An 18,534-nucleotide genomic window follows, 5' to 3' on the forward strand; every position below is an offset into this window, starting at 1 on the left:
CTGCGTCGGGCTGCCGACCAACGTAACCCGCGATGCCCTCCGGTCGTCCGTCCGGCTCGGGCGGTGCGGTGGGCGGGTGCGGAGCGGCCCGTCGGGGGCGCTGCGCTCAGGCCTGTTCCTTGGCCCGAGCCCACTCGTGCTGCCGAGCCAGGTCCGCCTTCACCTCGGCGAGTTGGACCGCCACCGCGCTCGGGGCCGTGCCGCCGCGGCCGTTGCGGGAGGCCAGGGCGCCGGGGACGTTGAGGACCGTGCGGACCTCCGGGGTCAGGTGGGCGGAGATCTTGGCGAACTGTTCGTCCGTCAGCTCGTCCAGTTCCTTGTTCTCGGCCTCGGCCGCCTTGACGCACTCGCCCGCCACCTCGTGCGCCACCCGGAACGGGACGCCCTGCTTGACCAGCCACTCGGCGATGTCGGTGGCCAGCGAGAAGCCGGCCGGGGCCAGTTCCTCCATGCGTTCGCGGTGGACGGTGAGGGTCGCCATCATGCCGGTGAAGGCCGGGAGCAGGACCTCCAGCTGGTCGCAGGAGTCGAAGACCGGCTCCTTGTCCTCCTGGAGGTCGCGGTTGTAGGCGAGCGGCAGCGCCTTGAGGGTGGCCATCAGGCCGGTCAGGTTGCCGATGAGGCGGCCGGACTTGCCCCGCGCCAGCTCGGCGATGTCCGGGTTCTTCTTCTGCGGCATGATCGACGAGCCGGTGGAGAACGCGTCGTGCAGGGTCACGAAGGAGAACTCCTTCGTGTTCCAGATGATGACCTCCTCGGCGATCCGGGAGAGGTTGACGCCGATCATCGCCGTGATGAAGGCGAACTCGGCCACGAAGTCACGGGAGGCCGTGCCGTCGATGGAGTTCGCGGCGCTGCCGTGTTCGAAGCCGAGGTCCTTCGCCACCGCCTCCGGGTCCAGGCCGAGCGAGGAGCCGGCGAGGGCGCCGGAGCCGTACGGGGAGACGGCCGTGCGCTCGTCCCACTGGCGCAGCCGCTCGGCGTCCCTGGACAGGGCCTGGACGTGGGCGAGGACGTGGTGGGCGAAGAGCACCGGCTGGGCGTGCTGGAGGTGGGTGCGGCCGGGCATGGCGACGTCGGGGTGGGCCTCCGCGAGGCCGGTCAGGGCGTCCTGGAGGTCGGCGACGAGGCCGCCGATGACTCGCGCGTGGTCCCTCAGGTACATCCGGAAGAGCGTCGCCACCTGGTCGTTGCGGGAACGGCCGGCGCGGAGCTTGCCGCCGAGGTCGGGGCCGAGGCGCTCCAGCAGGCCGCGCTCCAGGGCGGTGTGGACGTCCTCGTCGGCGATCGTGCCGACGAAGGTGCCGGCGGCGACGTCGGTCGCCAGCAGGTCGAGGCCCGCGATCATGCGCTGGAGTTCGTCGTCGGTGAGCAGGCCGGCCTTGTGCAGCACGCGCGCGTGGGCACGCGAACCCGCGATGTCGTAGGGCGCGAGCCGCCAGTCGAAGTGGACGGACGCGGACAGCTTCGCCAGGGCCTCGGCGGGACCGTCGGCGAACCGGCCGCCCCAGAGACGGACGTCACCGCTGTTGCTGCTCACTTGCGTTGCTCCTAGAGAGATACGGATGTGGCACCGCCTCCCCGGCCATGAACGGGGAGGCGGTCGACACGCTACTGGTTACGCCAGGTCCCGTTTCGACGCGATCTTCGACGACAGGCCGTAGATGTCGATGAAGCCCTTCGCCGCGGCCTGGTCGAAGGTGTCGCCGGTGTCGTAGGTGGCGAGGTTGAAGTCGTAGAGGGACGCCTCGGACCGGCGGCCGGTGACGACCGCTCGGCCGCCCTGGAGCGTCATGCGGATGTCGCCGGTGACGTGCCGGTTCGCCTCTTCGACGAAGCCGTCCAGGGCGCGCCTGAGCGGGGAGAACCACTGGCCGTCGTAGACGAGTTCACCCCAGCGCTGCTCCACCTGCCGCTTGTAGCGGGCGAGTTCGCGCTCGACGGTGACGTTCTCCAGTTCCTGGTGGGCGGTGATGAGCGTGATCGCGCCCGGTGCCTCGTACACCTCGCGGGACTTGATGCCGACCAGCCGGTCCTCGACCATGTCGATCCGGCCGACGCCCTGGGCGCCCGCGCGTTCGTTCAGTTCCTGGATCGCCTGGAGGACGGTGACCGGCCTGCCGTCGATCGCGACCGGGGCGCCCGCCTCGAAGGTGAGGACCACCTCGTCGGGGTCGCGCGGGGTCGCCGGGTTCTGCGTGTACGCGTAGATGTCCTCGATCGGACCGTTCCAGATGTCTTCCAGGAAGCCGGTCTCGACGGCGCGGCCGAAGACGTTCTGGTCGATGGAGTACGGGGACTTCCTGGTGGTCGCGATCGGCAGGCGCTTCGCCTCGCAGAAGGCGATCGCCCGGTCGCGGGTCATCGCGTAGTCACGGACCGGCGCGATGCAGGTCAGGTCGGGGGCGAGGGCGGCGATGCCGGCCTCGAAGCGGACCTGGTCGTTGCCCTTGCCGGTGCAGCCGTGGGCGACGGTGGTGGCGCCGTGCTTGCGGGCGGCGGTGACCAGGTGCTTGACGATCGTCGGCCGGGAGAGCGCGGAGACCAGCGGATAGCGGTCCATGTAGAGGGCGTTGGCCTTGACCGCCGGGAGGCAGTACTCCTCGGCGAACTCGTCCCTGGCGTCGGCGACCTCGGCCTCGACCGCGCCGCACGCGAGGGCGCGCTTGCGGATGACGTCCAGGTCCTCGCCGCCCTGGCCGACGTCCACGGCGACGGCGATGACCTCGGCACCCGTCTCCTCGGCGATCCAGCCGATGGCCACGGAGGTGTCCAGCCCGCCGGAGTAGGCGAGTACGACGCGCTCGGTCATGGGTCCCTCCTCACCTACATCCACTCCCTATGCATGAGTATGCAGAGGTCTGCATGATTCGTCAATCCAGCCGAGGTGATCCGGCCGATACGGAGAAGCCTTGAACGGATGAAACCGCTTACTCGTACCTCTCCCTGAACACCGGCGCCGCGTCCGCAGACCCTCCTCCGACCCAAGCGAGGTAACCGCATGTCCAGGGCTCTCCCGAAGTACAACAAGCGTCGCGTGGCATTCGTCGGCGGTGCCGCCGCCGTGGCGCTGTCCGGGGCGATCGTCGCCGGTTCGGCCCTCGCCGGTACGCCCGACCAGAGCAGCGGCACGAGCGGCGCGCGCACCCTCGCCGCCGCACCCGGCACCGTCGCCTGCCCTGACGTCGCCTCGCGGCTCCCGGCGGTCCCCGCCTCCGCGCGGGCCGAGGTCGACCGCAACCTCGCGCTCCTGCGGACCCAGATCCAGGAGGCGGACAAGCGGCTCGTGGACACGGTCGGCCAGGGCGGGCCGAACTTCGTGAACAACGCGATCCTCGGCCCCCTCAAGGACAAGCGGGTGGCGACCGTGAACCGGATCGCGACCGCGATCGGGCGGACGGCCGCCAGGCCGGCCGGCCTCGACGCGCTGGCGCCGTGCACCCTGAACGCGGGCGGGACGGCCACGAACACCGGCGGCGGCACGGCCACCGGCACGTCCTCGGCGGCGCCGAGCGCGGCGGCGACCGCGCAGCAGCCGGCGGGTGGAGCGAACGGCGGCGCGGGCGGCGTCGGCACGATCAGCTGCCCGGACGTCGCCTCGCGACTGCCCGCGATCCCCGCCTCAGCGCAGGCGGAGGTCGACCGGAACCTCGCCCTGCTCGCGACCCAGATCTCCGAGGCCGGCAGCCGGCTCGCGACCACGGCCGGCCAGGGCGGGCCGAACTTCGTCCAGAACGCCATCCTCGGCCCGCTCGCGGACAAGCGGAAGTCGACGATCGACCGCATCGCCCTCGCGATCGGCCGCGCCTCGGCCAAGCCGGAGGGTCTCGACTCCCTGGCCGCCTGCACGCTCACGCAGTGACGTGACAGGCAGCTGTGACCGCCCCGTGACAGCGCCGGCCGGGGCGGCCACAGTGATGTCCGGATGCCGGAACCTCCCGGACGGCCGACGGATACGCGCCGATAATTTCCCGGTATGGGAAAGACCTATGAGCGCATCGACGGCAGACTCCGCACGTTCATCGAGGAGCAGCCCCTGTTCTTCACCGCCACCGCCCCGCTCGCGGGCGACGGCACGGTCAACCTCTCCCCCAAGGGCCTGCGGGGCTCCTTCGCCGTACTCGACGAACTCACGCTCGCCTACCTGGACTTCGCGGGCTCCAACGCCGAGACCATCGCCCACCTCCGGGAGAACGGCCGCATCACCCTGATGTGGTGCGCGTTCCAGGGCCCGCCGAACATCGTGCGGGTGCACGGCCGCGGCGAGCCGGTCTTCCGCGACGACCCGCGCTTCGCGGACCTCCTCACCCGCTTCCCGGACATCGACCCCTCCCGGCACGGCCTGCGCGCGGTCATCGTCGTGCACGCCGAACTCATCCGGGACAGCTGCGGTTACGCGGTCCCCCACATGGCCTACGAGACCGACCGTGACCTGCACGGGAAGCGCTTCGCGCGGGAGGACGACACCTCGCTCGGCGCCTACTTCGAGAAGAAGGACCACATCGCGGTGAGCCTGGACGGCCTACCCGGGCTGCCGTTGCCGCTGCCGCCGTCTAGCGTCTGAGCCATGCGTCCAGGCGTCGTCGTCACCCTTGTCTCCACGTCCCTGCTGCTGCTCGGTGCGACTCCGGGCGACGGGGACACCGCACCGCTGCCCGCGCGGCTCGCCGACACGGGCGGCGGCGACCAGCTGATCACCGCCGAGGCGCCCACCACGGACTCGACCTCGGGGACCGTGACCTGGTGGGAGCGCAGGGACGGGCAGTGGGCGCAGGTGGGGACGGCGCCCGCGCGGTTCGGCTCGAAGGGCCTGGTCGAGGGTGCCGCACGGCAGCAGGGCACGAACACGACCCCGACGGGCCTGTACGACCTGCCGTTCGGGTTCGGCATCCGGCCCGCGCCGGCCGGGACGTCCGTCGACTACCGCGCGGTGACGGCCGATTCGTGGTGGTGCGAGGACAACGACTCGGCCTCCTACAACCGCTGGGCCGAGCCGCTGCCGGCCGACTGCCGGGCCGCCGAGGCGGAGAAGCTGTCCTCGTACACGACCCAGTACACGCACGCCCTGGTGGTCGGGTTCAACTACGAGCGGCCCGTGCACGGACGCGGCGCCGGGATCTTCCTGCACGTCAACGGCTCGGGCGCGACGGCCGGTTGCGTGTCGGTGCCGGAGGAGGCGATGCAGGAGATCCTCCGCTGGACGAACCCGGCCAGAGCACCCCACATCGCGATCGGCACCACGAGCGGGCAGACGGCGATCACGCGGTACTGAGGCACGCGGACCGAACCAGTCCGCGGCGAACCGCGCAGGCCGCTGAACACTCGGGCGTCACGCCACGTACCTGTGGGCCAAGGGTCAAGTCCCCACGGAGGAACCGTGACCACCACGCTCGCAGGCGGACGTGCCGCCCGACGACAGACGATGCGCCGCATCCGCCCGCGCCGCTCCCCGGCCGTACCGCTGCTGCTCGCCGTATGGGCCGGCGCGGCGGCCGTGCTGTGGATGTGGTGGCACAACACCCCGTCCATCGCCGACCAGAACGGCAAGATCCTCAACGCCGGCCGGATCACCGGCCTGCTGGCCGGATACCTGATGGCCCTCGTCGTACTGCAGATGGCGCGGGTGCCGGCGCTGGAGCGGCGGGTCGGCTCGGACCGTGTCGCGCGCTGGCACGCGATGAGCGGCCGCTACACGCTCTGCCTGGTCCTCGCACACGTCTTCCTCATCATGTGGGGCTACGCGCTGCAGGCCGGCAAGACGCTGAACGACATCGTCCAGCAGACCGTCGACTCCGTGAACCAGCTGCCCGACATGGGCAAGGCGGCCATCGGGACCGGGCTGTTCGTGGTCATCGGCCTCACGTCGATCGGCCCGGTGCGGCGCAGGATGCCGTACGACACCTGGTACCACGTGCACCTGCTCACGTACGCGGCGGTGTTCCTGACCTTCTGGCACCAGATCACCACCGGCAACGACTTCGCCCTCACCCCGGTCGCCAAGACGTTCTGGTACGGGCTGTACGGCGCCGTCACCGCGCTCGTGGTCTGGTACCGGGTGCTCACCCCGATCCGGCTCAACCTGCGCCACCGGATGCGGGTCGAGGCGGTCATCGAGGAGACGCCGGGCATCGTGTCGGTGCTGATCGGCGGGCGCAGGCTGCACCGGATGGGCGCGGAGGCCGGCCAGTTCTTCCGCTGGCGGTTCATGGCGCCCGGGATGCGGTTCAGTTCGCATCCGTACTCGCTGTCGGCGGCGCCCCGCCCCGACATGCTGCGGATCACCGTCAAGGCGATCGGCGACCACAGCGCGCGGCTGCGCGAACTGCGGCCCGGGACCAAGGTGTGGGCCGAGGGGCCGTACGGCGCGATGACCGCGTCCCGGCGCAGCCGCGGCAAGGTCCTGCTGGTGGCGGGCGGTGTCGGTATCACGCCCATGCGGGCGCTGTTCGAGACGCTGCCCGGCGCGGCCGGCGACCTGACCCTGCTGTACCGTGCCAACACCACGCAGGACCTGGCGCTCTGGGACGAACTGGCCAAGATCGCCAACGAACGCGGCGCCCGGCTGATGTACGCGGTCAACAGTCCGGAGGGCGAGCGGCCGGACATCTCCGCGGAGAACCTGCAGCGGAAGATCCCGGACATCGACGACCACGACGTCTTCATGTGCGGCCCGCCCGGGTTCGCGCAGGGCGTGTACGAGGCGCTGCGCGGCGCGGGGGTTCCCGCCCGCCGCATCCATCACGAGTCGTTCGAGATGTGAGCGACGGGACCACGGAATCCAGGGAATCGGGAGTTCGGAAACGATGAGGAAGAGTCACCCCGTCAGGCGTGTGGTGCTGGCCACCGCGGCGACCGTCTCCGGCGTCGTGCTGCTGCTGTCGCTGAAGCCGTCGTCCGACCCAGCGTCGGCCGCGGCGGCGGGATCGGCTCCGTCGGCCGCCGCCGCGGGCCAGGAGTCGCCGCAGGGCGGTACCGGGGCGGCCGGTGCCACCACGGTCACCGGTGACGCCACCCAGACCCAGTACGGGATCGTGCAGGTGCGGCTGACCGTCGCGAACGGCAGGATCACGCAGGCCGAGGCGGTCCAGGCGCCCAAGGGCGGCACCAGCGACCAGAAGACGGCGCTGTCGGTGCCCAAGCTCAACCAGGAGACGGTGGCGGCGCAGAGCGCGGACATAGACGCCGTGTCCGGCGCGACCTACACCAGCAACGGCTACAAGCAGTCGCTGCAGTCGGCGCTGGACAGGATGAAGGCGCAGAAGTCTCCCTCCTCGCCGTCGGGTTCGTCGTCGGGTTCGTCGTCGGGTTCGTCGTCGGGTTCGTCGTCGGGTTCGTCGTCGGGTTCGTCGTCGGGTTCGTCGTCCGGTGCCGCGTCGGGCTCCGCGCAGGCGCAGGCCAGAACGGTGACCGGGCAGGTCGCGCAGACCCAGTACGGGCCGGTGCAGGTCCGGATCACCGTCTCCGGCGGGAAGATCACCAAGGCGGAGGCGGTCCAGGCGCCGAGCGGCGGCACCAGCGACCAGAAGACCGCCCTGTCCGTGCCGAAGCTCAACCAGGAGGCGGTGGCGGCGGGGAACGCGAGCATCGACTCGGTCTCCGGGGCCACCTACACCAGTACCGGCTACAAGCAGTCGCTGCAGTCGGCGCTCGATCAGGCCGGTGGCTGAGACGGTGACGGACGCGGAGGCGCCGGCCGCGGTGCGTCATGCGGAGGAGGTCATGGGGACCGTCTTCTCCTTCGACGTCCGCGGCGGGGAGCCGGACGCCGTGCGGGCGGCCCTCGGCGACGCGGTCGCCGGCCTGCACCGGGTCGACGAGGTGTTCAGCACGTACCGCGAGGACAGCCAGGTGTCCCGGCTGGCGCGCGAGGAGATCGGCGTCGGCGACTGCGATCCCGAGGTCGCCGAGGTGCTGGAGCTGGCGGCCGAGGCGGAGCGGGTGAGCGACGGCTGGTTCAGCACCCGCTACCGGGGGCTCCTGGATCCCACCGGCATCGTCAAGGGCTGGTCCGCCGAGCGGGCCGCGCGGGCGCTGGCCGGGGTGCCCGGGGTGAGCGGTGTGAGCGTGAACGGCGGCGGTGACGTCCAGATGACCGGCGCGCCGGAGCCGACGCGGGCGTGGCGGGTCGGGATCGCCGACCCGTTGCGGCCGGGTGGGCTGGCGGCGGTGATCTCGGCGGCGGGCGTGGCCGAGCTGGCGGTCGCCACGTCCGGCACGGCGGAGCGGGGCGCCCACATCGTCGACCCGCGGACCGGGAAGTCGGCGGTGACGGACCTGGTGGCGGTGACGGTGGTGGGGCCGCGGCTGACGTGGGCGGACTGCTGGGCCACGGCGGCGTTCGCGATGGGGTCGCGGGCCGGGCTGGCGTGGCTGGAGTCGCTGCCGGGCGTGGAGGGGCTGCTGATCACCGCGGGGGACGAGGTGCGGTGCACCGGCGGGCTGGCCGCGCGCCTGGGCTGAGGTGCGGCGGGGTCGCTCACCGGTGCCGGACGGGTGGCGCCGCGCCCGCCCGTGTCGCGCCGCGGCACACCTGCCCGCGGCTCGGCGGCCGAGATGCGCCCCGCAGGGGCGCGGGGAACCGCGCGATCGGCCCCCACCGGCCCGCGGCCGAGAAAATTTCCCGGTTCGTCCCGCAAAAGGCGATCCCGATCGCTTCCCCGGCCGTATCCCCTGTGACGCAAGTTTCGGGAGGAACACCATGGCCGTCTTCAGCAATCTGATGCCGTTCAAGAACCGGCGCAACGACCACTACCGCGACCACGACGACTTCTCGCGGCACGGGCACCGGCACGACCGCGACCACGATCACGGCGACCGGCGCGGCCACGGTCACGACCACGGCGACCGGCACGACCACGGCGACCGCTACTGACCACACCGAAGGCGGAGCGGACCGGCGCCGGGTCAGCCGGTCCGCTCCGCCGGTGTTCTCCGAGGTGTCCCTGTCATGGCACACGTCCTGCGGCGTCTGCTGTCGGCCGCCGACCCTTCGGACACGGTGGTCGCGGCCGCCCCCCGGGTCTCCCCGCGGGAGGTCTTCCGGCGGTTCTGGCCGTACACCCGAGGCGGCCGGCGCTGGCTCCTGCCGCTCGTCCTGCTGAGCCTGACCGGCCCGGCCGTCGACGCCGCCGAGCTCTGGCTCTTCAAGTTCGTCGTCGACGACGTGCTCGTCGGCCGGGACCTGCGGCCCTTCCTGTGGATCGCGCCCGCCTACCTGGGCCTGGTCCTGTGCTCCGGGGTGCTCGGCTTCGCCGACGACGTGACCTCCACCTGGGTCGGCGAACGCTTCCTGCTCGCCCTGCGCGCCGACGTCTTCCGGCACGTCCAGGGCCTCTCGCTCGGCTTCTTCGAGCGCCGTCGGCTCGGTGACGTGCTGTCGCGGGTGACGGGCGACGTCGACGCGGTGGAGACCTTCCTGCTCTCGGGGGTCGCGGACGCCCTGTACTACGTGGTCAGCCTGGGCATCTACCTCGGCATGCTGGTCTACCTGCGCTGGGACCTGACCCTGCTCGCCCTCGTCGTCGTCCCGCTGTTCTGGGGCGCGGCCCGGTATTTCTCGCGGCTGGTCAGGGACGCCTCGCGGGAGCGCAGGCGGCGCGGCGGGGCGCTCGGCGCGATCGCCGAGGAGTCGCTGGGCAACGTCGCCCTCGTCCAGGCCTACAACCGGCAGGCCTGGGAGGCGCGCCGGTTCGAGCGGGAGAACGCCGGCCGGTTCCGGGCGGCGATGGCCTCGGCGCGGATCCACGCGGTGTACGCGCCCGCGGTCGAGTTCGTGGAGGTGGCCGGCGGCCTCGCGGTGCTGGCCCTCGGCACCTGGAAGCTGGCGCAGGGCCAGCTCACGCTCGGCGGGCTGCTGGTCTTCCTCGCGCTGATCGGCAAGCTGTACAGCCCGGTTCACGGGCTGTCCGGGCTGGGCACCGCCTTCTACACGGCGTCCGCCGCCGCGGAACGGATCATCGAACTGCTCGACGAGCGGCCCCAGGTGGCCGAGGCGGCGGGGGCGCGCCGGATTCACCGGGCGCGGGGCGGCGTGGAGTTCGACGGCGTGTGGTTCCGCTATCCCGGCACGTCGGCCTGGGCGCTGTCGGACGTGTCGTTCCGGGCCGATCCCGGGGAGACCCTGGCGCTGGTCGGGGCGAGCGGGTCGGGCAAGTCCACGCTCGCGAAACTGCAGTTGCGGTTCTACGACCCCGACCGGGGCGCGGTCCGGCTGGACGGGACCGACCTGCGCGAGCTGGGCCTGGCGGACGTGCGGGAGAACATCGCGGTGGTGCTGCAGGAGACGTACGTCTTCCACGGCACCGTGCGGGAGAACATCGCCTACGGCCGGCCGACGGCCACGGAGGCGGAGATCGTCGCGGCGGCGCGGGCCGCGGACGCCCACGGGTTCGTCCAGCGGCTCCCGGACGGCTACGACACGCTCGTCGGACAGCGCGGCCGGACCCTCTCCGGCGGGCAGAGCCGCCGGCTGGCGATCGCCCGGGCGATGATCCGGGACGCGCCGGTGCTCCTGCTGGACGAGCCCACCGCCGGGCTGGACATCGGGTCGGCCCGGCGGATCATGGAACCGCTGCGGCGGCTGATGGCCGGCCGGACCACCGTGATCGTCTCGCACCAGCTGCAGACCGTCCGGGACGCCCACCGGATCGTGGTGCTCGACGGCGGCCGGGTCGTGGAGGACGGCACGCACGCGGATCTCCTCCGGCGGGAGGGGCCGTACGCCCTGCTGCACCGGCTCGGCTCGGGAGCGGTGCTGTCATGACCCTTCGGGGGTCACCACCTCGCCCTTCTGCAGCCGGGCGGTGGCGAGGACGGAGCCGTCGGACGAGGCCAGACGCGCGGCCGCGTACCGGGTGAGGTCCACGGGCACGGCCGCACCCCAGCTGCCGCGGCCGTCGCGCAGCGGGAAGTCGCCGATCCGGGTGGTCGTGCCGTCGGCGCGGGCCAGGAGACAGGTGACCCGGCCGGTGTACGAGGTGCCGGCGAGGGCGACGGAGACGAACATCCAGGCGGGGCTGCCGGGATGGGCGTAGATCTCGCCGACGGGTTCTCCGCCGCCCGCCGGGATCATGTCCCCGACCAGCACGGGTTCGGACTCGGCCGGGGGCGCCGAGGCGGTGACGGCGCCCTCGACGGCGCTGCCGACCGCCCAGCCGGCGAAGCCGACCGCGACCACCGCGGCGGTGGCGACCGCGGCGAGCCGCAGCCGCAGCCGCCGGACGCGGCCGGGCCGGCGCTGGGCGCCGCGGACCGGCCGGGCCCCGTCCGCCTGCTCGGCCAGGCTCCGCGCCACCCGGGTCGCGAAGCCGGGGGGCGGGTCGCTCTCCGGCAGCAGGCCGATCAGCCGGTCGCCGACGCCGGTGAGCCGGCGCACGTACTCCCGGCAGTCGGCGCATCCGTCGAGATGAGCCATCGCCTCGGCCCGCTCGCGGCCGGGCAGGACGCCCAGCGCCAGTTCGGCGCCGACGTCGCGCAGCTTCGCGCAGTGCGCGTCACCGGGCATGGCCGCCTCCCTTCGGGGACGCGAGCGCGGTGCGGAGTTTCGCCATCGCGGCTCTGATCCGTGTCTTGGCCGTGCCCAGCGGGATCCGCTCCACGTCGGCGATCTGCTGGGCCGTCATGCCGTAGATGCCGGCCATCATCAGGGCACGGGCCTGCTCGCGGGGCAGGCGGCCCAGCGCGGCCCGCAGCTGGGTGGAGGCCTCGTCGGCCAGTGCCCACCGCTCGGGGGTGTCGGTGACGGCGTCGAGGAGGGGATCGAGGTCCTCGGGCGCCATCGGTTCGGTACGCCGTGCCCGTACGGCGTCGACGGCGAGGTTGTGGGCGATCGTGGTGAGCCAGGTCCCGACCGAGCCGCGACGCGAGTCGTAGATCTGGGCATGCCGCCAGGCGCGCTCGAACGTCTGCTGAGCGACGTCCTCCGCGAGCTGCTGGTCCCCGGTGACGGCCATCGCGACCCCGAAGACCCGGCGCTGAAACCTTCGTACGAAGACCTCGGCGAGCTCCGGGTCTCCGGTGGCCAGCCCGGACAGCAGAGCCTCGTCCGGGAGACGGCCGACAGGGAACCGGAATCCCGACACACCCCTGGGTACGTTCGACGGCCGCCAGGGGATTGCCCGCCCGCCTGACCGCTCGCCGCGGAAGATCACACGGCCATTGTCCGCCGCGGGACCGGGCCCCGCACGCGGGTCGGGGGCGGCCTGGACGGCCGCCGGTGGCGCCCGGCGCCGTCAGTGCCCGTTCTGGGCCAGCCGCAGCAGATGGTCGGCCAGCGCCTGGCCGCCGGTGGGCTCGCGGCTGATGAGCAGCAGCGTGTCGTCGCCCGCGATCGTGCCCAGGATGTCCTGCAGCTCCGCCTGGTCGATCGCCGACGCGAGGAACTGCGCCGCCCCCGGAGGGGTCCGCAGGACGACCAGGTTCGCCGACGCCTCCGCCGAGATCAGCAGCTCCTGCGACAGGCGGCGCATCCGCTCCTCCTTCGCCGACTCCCCGAGCGGCGCGCGCGGGGTGCGGAAACCGCCCTCGCTCGGCACCGCGTAGATCAGTTCCCCGTCGGTGTTGCGGATCTTCACCGCGTTCAGTTCGTCGAGGTCCCGGGAGAGCGTCGCCTGGGTGACCGTCAGACCGTCGTCGGCGAGCAGCTTGGCGAGCTGGCTCTGCGACCGCACCGGCTGCCGGTTGAGGATGTCCACGATCCGGCGGTGCCGGGCGGTCCGGGTCTGCGGTACCGCGGGCCCCGCCCCGCCGGACTGGTCGAACTCCTGCGCCTGGCTCATCGTCGTCTCATTCTCCGGATCGTCCGTCCCCGCTCGCTGCGTCGAGGATGCCGGGCAGGGCCCGCAGCAGGGCGTCCGCCTCGTCGTCGCGAAGGTTCAGCGGGGGCATCAGCCGTACGACGTCGGGGGCGGGCGCGTTCACCAGGAACCCGGCCTCCTGAGCCGCCTGCTGCACCTGGACCGCCAGCGGCTCGGTGAGCACGATACCCAGGAGGAGACCCGCGCCCCGGACATAATCGATCAACCGGTGGCCCAGACCCTCGATTCCGTCCCGCAGCCTCTCGCTCTGCCGCTTGACGTTCTCCAGCAACCCCTCGTTCTCGATGGTGTCGAGCACGGCGAGGCCGGCGGCGCAGGCGACCGGGTTGCCGCCGAAGGTCGTGCCGTGGTGGCCGGGCCGCAGCAGCTCCGCGGCCCGCCCGAAGGCCACCGTGGCGCCGAGCGGCAGACCGCCACCGAGCTGCTTGGCGAGGGTGACGACGTCGGGCAGGACGCCTTCGTGGGCCTGGTACTCGAACCAGGTGCCGGTGCGGCCGATGCCGGTCTGCACCTCGTCCAGGACGAGCAGCGCGCCGGTGGCGGCGGTGATGGCGCGGGCCGCCTTCAGGTAGCCGGCCGGCGGCACGACCACGCCGTTCTCGCCCTGCACGGGCTCGATGACGACGAGGGCGGTGTCCTCGGTGACGGCGGCGGCCAGCGCCTGCGCGTCGCCGTAGGGCACGTGGGTGACGTCGGCGGGCAGCGGGCGGAACGGGTCCTGCTTGGCGGGCTGGCCGGTGAGCGCGAGGGCACCCATGGTGCGGCCGTGGAAGCCGCCGTCGGTGGCGACCATGTGGGTCCGCCCGGTCAGCCGGCCGATCTTGAACGCGGCCTCGTTGGCCTCGGCGCCGGAGTTGCAGAAGAAGACCCGGCCGTCGCGGCCGAAGAGCTGGAGCAGCCGTTCGGCGAGGGTGACGGTGGGTTCGGCCATGAAGAAGTTGGAGATGTGGCCGAGGGAGGCGATCTGCCCGCTCACGGCCTCGACGATCGCGGGGTGGGCGTGGCCGAGGGCGTTGGTGGCGATGCCGCCGACGAAGTCGAGGTACGGCCGGCCCTCGGTGTCCCAGACCCTGACGCCCTCGCCGCGCGCCAGGGGCAGCCGCGGCGTGCCGTAGTTGTTCATGAGCGCGCCCTGCCAGCGCGTGGTCAGTTCCTCATTGCTCATGACTCCCCCTGCGGGTCGGGCACGACCATCGTGCCGATGCCTTCGTCCGTGAAGATCTCCAGCAGGATCGAGTGCTGGACCCGGCCGTCGATGACACGGGCGGTGGTGACGCCGTTGCGCACGGCGTGCAGGCAGCCCTCCATCTTCGGCACCATGCCGGAGCTGAGTTCCGGCAGCAGCTTCTCCAGCTGGGAAGCGGTGAGGCGGCTGATCACCTCGTCGGAGTGCGGCCAGTCCTCGTAGAGGCCCTCGACATCGGTGAGGACCATGAGGGTCTCGGCGCCCAGCGCAGCAGCGAGTGCCGCAGCCGCCGTATCAGCATTGACGTTGTAGACATGTCCGTCGTCCTGGGAGCGGGCGATCGAGGAGACGACCGGGATCCGGCCGTCGGCGAGCAGTGCCTCGATCGCGCCCGTGTCGATCGCGGTGATCTCGCCGACCCGCCCGATGTCGACGCGTTCGCCGTCGATCTCGGGCGTGTGCTTGGTGGCGCTGATGGTGTGGGCGTCCTCGCCGGTGAGTCCGACGGCCAGCGGGCCGTGCTGGTTGAGCAGGTTGACCAGCTCGCGCTGCACCTGTCCGGCCAGCACCATCCGTACGACGTCCATGGCGTCCTCGGTGGTGACCCGGAGGCCGGCCTTGAACTCGCTGACGATGCCGTGCCGGTCGAGGGCGGCGCTGATCTGCGGGCCGCCTCCGTGCACGACGACCGGCTTGAGACCGGCGTGGTGCAGGAAGACGACGTCCTGGGCGAAGGCCGCCTTCAGTTCCTCGTCGATCATGGCGTTGCCGCCGAACTTGATCACGACGGTCCTGCCGTTGTGACGGACCAGCCAGGGCAGCGCCTCGATGAGGGTCTGCGCCTTGGGGAGCGCGGTGTGCTTGCGGGTGGTGCTCATGACGAGTAGGCGCTGTTCTCGTGGACGTAGTCCGCGGTCAGGTCGTTGGTCCAGATCGTGGCGGTCTCCGAACCGGCCGCGAGGTCGGCGACGATGTGCACCTCGCGGTAGCGCATGTCGACCCGGTCGCGGTCCTCGCCGACGCCGCCGTTCCTGCAGACCCAGACGCCGTTGATGGCGACGTTGAGCCGGTCGGGCTCGAAGGCGGCCCGGGTGGTGCCGATCGCGGAGAGCACGCGGCCCCAGTTGGGGTCCTCGCCGTGGATGGCGCACTTGAGGAGGTTGTTGCGGGCGATGGAGCGGCCGACCTCGACGGCGTCGTCCTCGCTGGCCGCGTTGACCACCTCGACCCTGATGTCCTTGCTGGCGCCCTCGGCGTCCCTGATCAGCTGCTGGCCGAGGTCGTCGCAGACCTGCCGTACGGCTTCGGCGAACTCCTCGTACTCCGGGGTGATGCCGGCGGATCCGGAGGCGAGCAGCAGCACGGTGTCGTTGGTGGACATGCAGCCGTCGGAGTCGACGCGGTCGAAGGTGGTGCGGGTGGCGGCCCGGAGCGCCTTGTCCAGGACCTGGCTCTCGACGACGGCGTCCGTGGTGAGCACGACCAGCATGGTGGCCAGGCCCGGGGCGAGCATGCCGGCGCCCTTGGCCATGCCGCCGACGGTCCAGCCGTCCTTGGTCACCACGGACGTCTTGTGCACGGTGTCGGTGGTCTTGATGGCGATGGCGGCCTTCTCGCCGCCGTGCTCGCTCAGCGCGGCGGCGGCCGCCTCGACGCCCGGCAACAGCTTGTCCATGGGCAGGAGCACGCCGATCAGGCCGGTCGAGCAGACGGCGATCTCGATGGCGCCGCGCCCGAGCACCTCGGCGGCCTTCTCGGCCGTGGCGTGGCTGTCCTGGAAGCCCTGGGGGCCGGTGCAGGCGTTGGCGCCGCCGGAGTTGAGGACGACGGCCGAGACCTGGCCGCTCTTGAGGACCTGCTCGGACCAGAGCACCGGCGCGGCCTTCACGCGATTGGAGGTGAAGACGCCCGCGGCGGCACGGCGGGGCCCGTCGTTGACCACGAGGGCCAGGTCGGGACCGCCGTTCCCCTTGATCCCGGCGGCGATGCCCGCCGCCGTGAATCCCTTCGCTGCCGTCACGCTCACGGCGCAACTCCGATCGTGGTCAGCCCGGTGGTCTCGGCGAGACCCAGGGCGAGGTTCATGCTCTGGACGGCACCACCGGCGGTGCCCTTGGTCAGGTTGTCGATGGCGCTGATCGCGATGATGCGGCCGACGGCGTCGTCGTATGCGACCTGCACCTGAACGGCGTTGGAACCGTGGACGGACGCCGTGGCGGGCCACTGCCCCTCGGGGAGCAGGTGGACGAAGGGCTCGTCGGCGTAGGCCTTCTCGTAGGCGGTCCGCACGGACTCGGCCGTCACCCCGCTCCTCGCGGCGACGTTGCAGGTGGCGAGGATGCCGCGGGGCATCGGCGCGAGGGTCGGCGTGAAGGAGACGGCGATCTTCTCCCCCGCCACCGCGCCGAGGTTCTGGACGATCTCCGGGGTGTGCCGGTGGCCGCCGCCGACGCCGTAGGGGGTCATGGAGCCCATGACCTCGCTGCCCAGCAGGTGCGGCTTGGGCGTCTTGCCCGCGCCGGAGGTGCCGGAGGCGGCGACGATCACCGCCTCGGGCTCGGCGATGCCGGCGGCGTAGGCCGGATACAGGGCGAGGGAGACGGCGGTGGGGTAGCAACCGGGTACCGCGATGCGCCTGGACCCCTCCAGCGCGGCGCGGGCACCCGGCAGTTCGGGGAGGCCGTAGGGCCAGGTCCCGGCGTGCGGGGAGCCGTAGAAGCGTTCCCAGTCGGCCGGGTCGCGCAGCCGGAAGTCGGCGCCCATGTCGATGACGAGGACGTCCGGGCCGAGTTGCTCGGCGACGGCGGCGGACTGGCCGTGCGGCAGGGCGAGGAAGACGACGTCGTGCCCGGCGAGGGCCTCGGCGGTCGTCGCGGTCAGTGTCCGGTCGGCCAGCGGCAGCAGGTGCGGCTGGAGCGCGCCCAGGCGTTGCCCGGCGTTCGAGTTGCCGGTCAGGGCACCGATCTCGACCTCGGGGTGGGCGAGGAGCAGGCGCAGGACCTCTCCGCCCGCGTATCCGCTCGCTCCGGCAACCGCCGCACGTACCGCCATGTCCATCCTCCTCCAGATGGCATGACTATACGGTTCCATGCACTTTTATGCAACGGCCTCCACGGGGCCCCGGTCGGCCCCGCGCGGCCCTAGGCGGCCTCGACCTTCGGCAGCATGACCCAGCGCGACACCACGAACGTCACCGGGATCGCCGCCGCCGACGCGAGCAGCGGGGCGAACCGGCTGCCGTCGTGCAGGACGTCGACGATCACGTACACACCCACCGTGGTGATCACGAAATTCGTCGCGTTGGTCAGCGGGAACAGCAGGAATTTACGCCAGGTGGGCCGAATTCGGTAAGTGAACTTCGCGTTGAGGAAGAACGAACCGATCATGCTGAGCAGAAAGGCGAGAATATGGGCTGCGAGATACGGCAAATACATCAGGAACACCAGGTAGAGGCCGTAGTACGTCGCCGTGTTGATGACCCCGACCACCGCGAAGGTGATGATCTGGCCCGATATCGGGCGGGTGGGTCCGGTGGTCGCCAGGGCGTTCGGCATCAGGGGATGAGGTCCTTCGTCGTGCCGCGGGTGCGGTCGTCCGTTCGGTGCACGTTCGTCGCCTTCACCAGGAAGTGCGGACGCCCCTTGACCTCGTAGTAGATCCGGCCGGTGTACTCCCCGATGACCCCGAGCATGATCATCTGTACGCCGGCCAGGGCGGTGACGGCTGTAATGATGGTGACATAGCCCGGCGTCCGGACGCCGTTGATCATCGCTCCGCCCACGATCCACGCGGTGTACGCGCCGGCCAGGGCCAGCAGCGTCATGCCGAGGAAGAGCGCGGCGCGCAGCGGCCGGTTGTTGAAGGAGAGCAGCCCGTCGAGCCCGTAGTTGAGCAGGCCGCGGAACGACCAGGAGCTGGTGCCGTGCTCGCGCACCGCGTTCTCGTACTCGAAGGTGGTGCTGGGGAAGCCGACCCAGGCGAACAGGCCCTTGGAGAAGCGGTTGTACTCCGTGAGGTCCACGATCGCGTCCACCACCCGGCGCGACATCAGCCGGAAGTCGCCCACGCCGTCGACGAGTTCGACGTCGACGAGCCGGTTGATCAGCCGGTAGTAGAGGCGGGCGGTGAAGGTGCGGGTGAGGCGATCGCCCTGCCGGGTGCGCCGGGCTATGACCTGGTCGTAGCCCTCGCCGCGGAGTTCGACCATGTGCCTGATCAGCGACGGCGGGTGCTGGAGGTCGGCGTCCATGACGATCACGGCGTCGCCGGTGGCGTGCTTCAGGCCGGCGAGCAGGGCTGCCTCCTTGCCGAAGTTGCGGCTGAAGGAGACGTACCGGACCCGCGCGTCGCCGTCGGCGATCCGGCTGAGCAGGGGCAGGGTCCGGTCGCGGCTGCCGTCGTCGACGTACACGAACTCCATGTCGTGACCGAGCGGCAGGAGTTCGTTGGCGATCTTCTGCACCTGTTCGTGGAAGCGCTCTATGACGTCCTCCTCGTTGTAGCAGGGCGCGACGATCGAAATCAGCATGGGTT

19 protein-coding genes are annotated in these 18,534 nt (G+C 71.8%); 8 read left to right on the forward strand and 11 right to left on the reverse strand.

Translation table 11 applies throughout. The features are described 5' to 3' along the window. Nucleotides 1–106 precede the first annotated feature (106 nt). The gene (argH, locus tag ACIRQ9_RS34500) at nucleotides 107–1,540 is read right to left on the reverse strand and encodes an argininosuccinate lyase (RefSeq protein ID WP_404182669.1); all 1,434 of its coding nucleotides are present in this window, start codon (nucleotides 1,538–1,540) and stop codon (nucleotides 107–109) included. Between the two features lie 78 nt (nucleotides 1,541–1,618). Next, a complete protein-coding gene (locus tag ACIRQ9_RS34505) occupies nucleotides 1,619–2,812 on the reverse strand; it encodes an argininosuccinate synthase (protein ID WP_404182673.1) in 1,194 nt (397 codons plus the stop codon). 189 nt (nucleotides 2,813–3,001) lie between these two features. Here ACIRQ9_RS34505 and ACIRQ9_RS34510 point away from each other — a divergent pair, with 189 nt between their 5' ends. The 8 genes from ACIRQ9_RS34510 to ACIRQ9_RS34545 all read left to right on the forward strand — a co-directional run bounded on the left by ACIRQ9_RS34510 (nucleotide 3,002) and on the right by ACIRQ9_RS34545 (nucleotide 10,762). Continuing rightward, the gene (locus tag ACIRQ9_RS34510; RefSeq protein ID WP_404182676.1) at nucleotides 3,002–3,862 is read left to right on the forward strand and encodes a hypothetical protein; all 861 of its coding nucleotides are present in this window, start codon (nucleotides 3,002–3,004) and stop codon (nucleotides 3,860–3,862) included. A 114-nt stretch (nucleotides 3,863–3,976) separates the two neighbouring features. Then, nucleotides 3,977–4,564, forward strand: coding sequence for a pyridoxamine 5'-phosphate oxidase family protein (locus ACIRQ9_RS34515; protein WP_404182679.1), 588 nt, complete (start codon nucleotides 3,977–3,979; stop codon nucleotides 4,562–4,564). A gap of 3 nt (nucleotides 4,565–4,567) precedes the next feature. After that, nucleotides 4,568–5,272, forward strand: a complete 705-nt coding sequence (locus ACIRQ9_RS34520; protein WP_404182682.1) for a L,D-transpeptidase — start codon at nucleotides 4,568–4,570, stop codon at nucleotides 5,270–5,272. Between the two features lie 105 nt (nucleotides 5,273–5,377). Then, a complete protein-coding gene (locus tag ACIRQ9_RS34525) occupies nucleotides 5,378–6,760 on the forward strand; it encodes a ferric reductase-like transmembrane domain-containing protein (protein ID WP_404182685.1) in 1,383 nt (460 codons plus the stop codon). A gap of 43 nt (nucleotides 6,761–6,803) precedes the next feature. Beyond that, complete coding sequence (locus ACIRQ9_RS34530; RefSeq protein WP_404182688.1) at nucleotides 6,804–7,667, forward strand: FMN-binding protein; 864 nt, start codon at nucleotides 6,804–6,806, stop codon at nucleotides 7,665–7,667. 52 nt (nucleotides 7,668–7,719) lie between these two features. After that, nucleotides 7,720–8,460: an FAD:protein FMN transferase gene (locus ACIRQ9_RS34535; RefSeq protein WP_404182775.1), complete on the forward strand. Its 741-nt coding sequence runs from the start codon at nucleotides 7,720–7,722 to the stop codon at nucleotides 8,458–8,460. 238 nt (nucleotides 8,461–8,698) lie between these two features. Then, nucleotides 8,699–8,872 carry a hypothetical protein gene (locus ACIRQ9_RS34540; protein ID WP_404182691.1) on the forward strand — a complete coding sequence of 58 codons (174 nt, stop codon included), beginning with the start codon at nucleotides 8,699–8,701 and terminating at the stop codon, nucleotides 8,870–8,872. Between the two features lie 75 nt (nucleotides 8,873–8,947). Further along, nucleotides 8,948–10,762 carry an ABC transporter ATP-binding protein gene (locus ACIRQ9_RS34545; protein WP_404182694.1) on the forward strand — a complete coding sequence of 605 codons (1,815 nt, stop codon included), beginning with the start codon at nucleotides 8,948–8,950 and terminating at the stop codon, nucleotides 10,760–10,762. Here ACIRQ9_RS34545 and ACIRQ9_RS34550 read toward each other — a convergent pair. From ACIRQ9_RS34550 to ACIRQ9_RS34590, 9 genes are all read right to left on the reverse strand, one after another. Next, a complete protein-coding gene (locus tag ACIRQ9_RS34550) occupies nucleotides 10,757–11,503 on the reverse strand; it encodes a zf-HC2 domain-containing protein (RefSeq protein ID WP_404182697.1) in 747 nt (248 codons plus the stop codon). The two genes, ACIRQ9_RS34545 and ACIRQ9_RS34550, sit on opposite strands and share 6 nt — an antisense overlap. Continuing rightward, nucleotides 11,493–12,080 carry an RNA polymerase sigma factor gene (locus ACIRQ9_RS34555; RefSeq protein ID WP_404182700.1) on the reverse strand — a complete coding sequence of 196 codons (588 nt, stop codon included), beginning with the start codon at nucleotides 12,078–12,080 and terminating at the stop codon, nucleotides 11,493–11,495. Before ACIRQ9_RS34555 ends, ACIRQ9_RS34550 begins: the two co-directional genes overlap by 11 nt. A gap of 150 nt (nucleotides 12,081–12,230) precedes the next feature. Continuing rightward, nucleotides 12,231–12,776, reverse strand: a complete 546-nt coding sequence (locus ACIRQ9_RS34560; RefSeq protein ID WP_351320293.1) for an arginine repressor — start codon at nucleotides 12,774–12,776, stop codon at nucleotides 12,231–12,233. Between the two features lie 7 nt (nucleotides 12,777–12,783). Further along, the gene (locus tag ACIRQ9_RS34565; RefSeq protein ID WP_404182705.1) at nucleotides 12,784–13,980 is read right to left on the reverse strand and encodes an acetylornithine transaminase; all 1,197 of its coding nucleotides are present in this window, start codon (nucleotides 13,978–13,980) and stop codon (nucleotides 12,784–12,786) included. After that, complete coding sequence (argB, locus tag ACIRQ9_RS34570) at nucleotides 13,977–14,879, reverse strand: acetylglutamate kinase (RefSeq protein WP_404182708.1); 903 nt, start codon at nucleotides 14,877–14,879, stop codon at nucleotides 13,977–13,979. The genes ACIRQ9_RS34565 and argB overlap by 4 nt, the downstream gene beginning before the upstream one ends. Continuing rightward, a complete protein-coding gene (argJ, locus tag ACIRQ9_RS34575) occupies nucleotides 14,876–16,027 on the reverse strand; it encodes a bifunctional glutamate N-acetyltransferase/amino-acid acetyltransferase ArgJ (RefSeq protein ID WP_404182711.1) in 1,152 nt (383 codons plus the stop codon). The genes argB and argJ overlap by 4 nt, the downstream gene beginning before the upstream one ends. Continuing rightward, nucleotides 16,024–17,052 (reverse strand): N-acetyl-gamma-glutamyl-phosphate reductase, encoded by a 1,029-nt coding sequence (argC, locus tag ACIRQ9_RS34580; protein ID WP_404182714.1) that lies wholly within the window; start codon nucleotides 17,050–17,052, stop codon nucleotides 16,024–16,026. The genes argJ and argC overlap by 4 nt, the downstream gene beginning before the upstream one ends. An 89-nt stretch (nucleotides 17,053–17,141) precedes the next feature. Next, nucleotides 17,142–17,555 (reverse strand): GtrA family protein, encoded by a 414-nt coding sequence (locus ACIRQ9_RS34585; RefSeq protein ID WP_404182717.1) that lies wholly within the window; start codon nucleotides 17,553–17,555, stop codon nucleotides 17,142–17,144. Continuing rightward, nucleotides 17,555–18,529, reverse strand: a complete 975-nt coding sequence (locus ACIRQ9_RS34590) for a glycosyltransferase family 2 protein (protein ID WP_404182720.1) — start codon at nucleotides 18,527–18,529, stop codon at nucleotides 17,555–17,557. The genes ACIRQ9_RS34585 and ACIRQ9_RS34590 overlap by 1 nt, the downstream gene beginning before the upstream one ends. Nucleotides 18,530–18,534 lie beyond the last annotated feature (5 nt).

It is taken from the genome of Streptomyces sp. NPDC101237 (genome assembly GCF_044767465.1).
GTDB lineage: Bacteria > Actinomycetota > Actinomycetes > Streptomycetales > Streptomycetaceae > Streptomyces > Streptomyces gramineus.

Excerpts from the sequence above, each read along its gene's own strand:
- ACIRQ9_RS34505 (WP_404182673.1), bottom strand. The coding sequence starts at position 2,812 with ATGACCGAGCGCGTCGTACTCGCCTACTCCGGCGGGCTGGACACCTCC.
- ACIRQ9_RS34510 (WP_404182676.1), top strand. The coding sequence starts at position 3,002 with ATGTCCAGGGCTCTCCCGAAGTACAACAAGCGTCGCGTGGCATTCGTC.
- ACIRQ9_RS34515 (WP_404182679.1), top strand. The coding sequence starts at position 3,977 with ATGGGAAAGACCTATGAGCGCATCGACGGCAGACTCCGCACGTTCATC.
- ACIRQ9_RS34520 (WP_404182682.1), top strand. The coding sequence starts at position 4,568 with ATGCGTCCAGGCGTCGTCGTCACCCTTGTCTCCACGTCCCTGCTGCTG.
- ACIRQ9_RS34530 (WP_404182688.1), top strand. The coding sequence starts at position 6,804 with ATGAGGAAGAGTCACCCCGTCAGGCGTGTGGTGCTGGCCACCGCGGCG.
- ACIRQ9_RS34535 (WP_404182775.1), top strand. The coding sequence starts at position 7,720 with ATGGGGACCGTCTTCTCCTTCGACGTCCGCGGCGGGGAGCCGGACGCC.
- ACIRQ9_RS34540 (WP_404182691.1), top strand. The coding sequence starts at position 8,699 with ATGGCCGTCTTCAGCAATCTGATGCCGTTCAAGAACCGGCGCAACGAC.
- ACIRQ9_RS34545 (WP_404182694.1), top strand. The coding sequence starts at position 8,948 with ATGGCACACGTCCTGCGGCGTCTGCTGTCGGCCGCCGACCCTTCGGAC.
- ACIRQ9_RS34550 (WP_404182697.1), bottom strand. The coding sequence starts at position 11,503 with ATGCCCGGTGACGCGCACTGCGCGAAGCTGCGCGACGTCGGCGCCGAA.
- ACIRQ9_RS34560 (WP_351320293.1), bottom strand. The coding sequence starts at position 12,776 with ATGAGCCAGGCGCAGGAGTTCGACCAGTCCGGCGGGGCGGGGCCCGCG.
- ACIRQ9_RS34565 (WP_404182705.1), bottom strand. The coding sequence starts at position 13,980 with ATGAGCAATGAGGAACTGACCACGCGCTGGCAGGGCGCGCTCATGAAC.
- argB (WP_404182708.1), bottom strand. The coding sequence starts at position 14,879 with ATGAGCACCACCCGCAAGCACACCGCGCTCCCCAAGGCGCAGACCCTC.
- argC (WP_404182714.1), bottom strand. The coding sequence starts at position 17,052 with ATGGCGGTACGTGCGGCGGTTGCCGGAGCGAGCGGATACGCGGGCGGA.
- ACIRQ9_RS34585 (WP_404182717.1), bottom strand. The coding sequence starts at position 17,555 with ATGCCGAACGCCCTGGCGACCACCGGACCCACCCGCCCGATATCGGGC.
- ACIRQ9_RS34590 (WP_404182720.1), bottom strand. The coding sequence starts at position 18,529 with ATGCTGATTTCGATCGTCGCGCCCTGCTACAACGAGGAGGACGTCATA.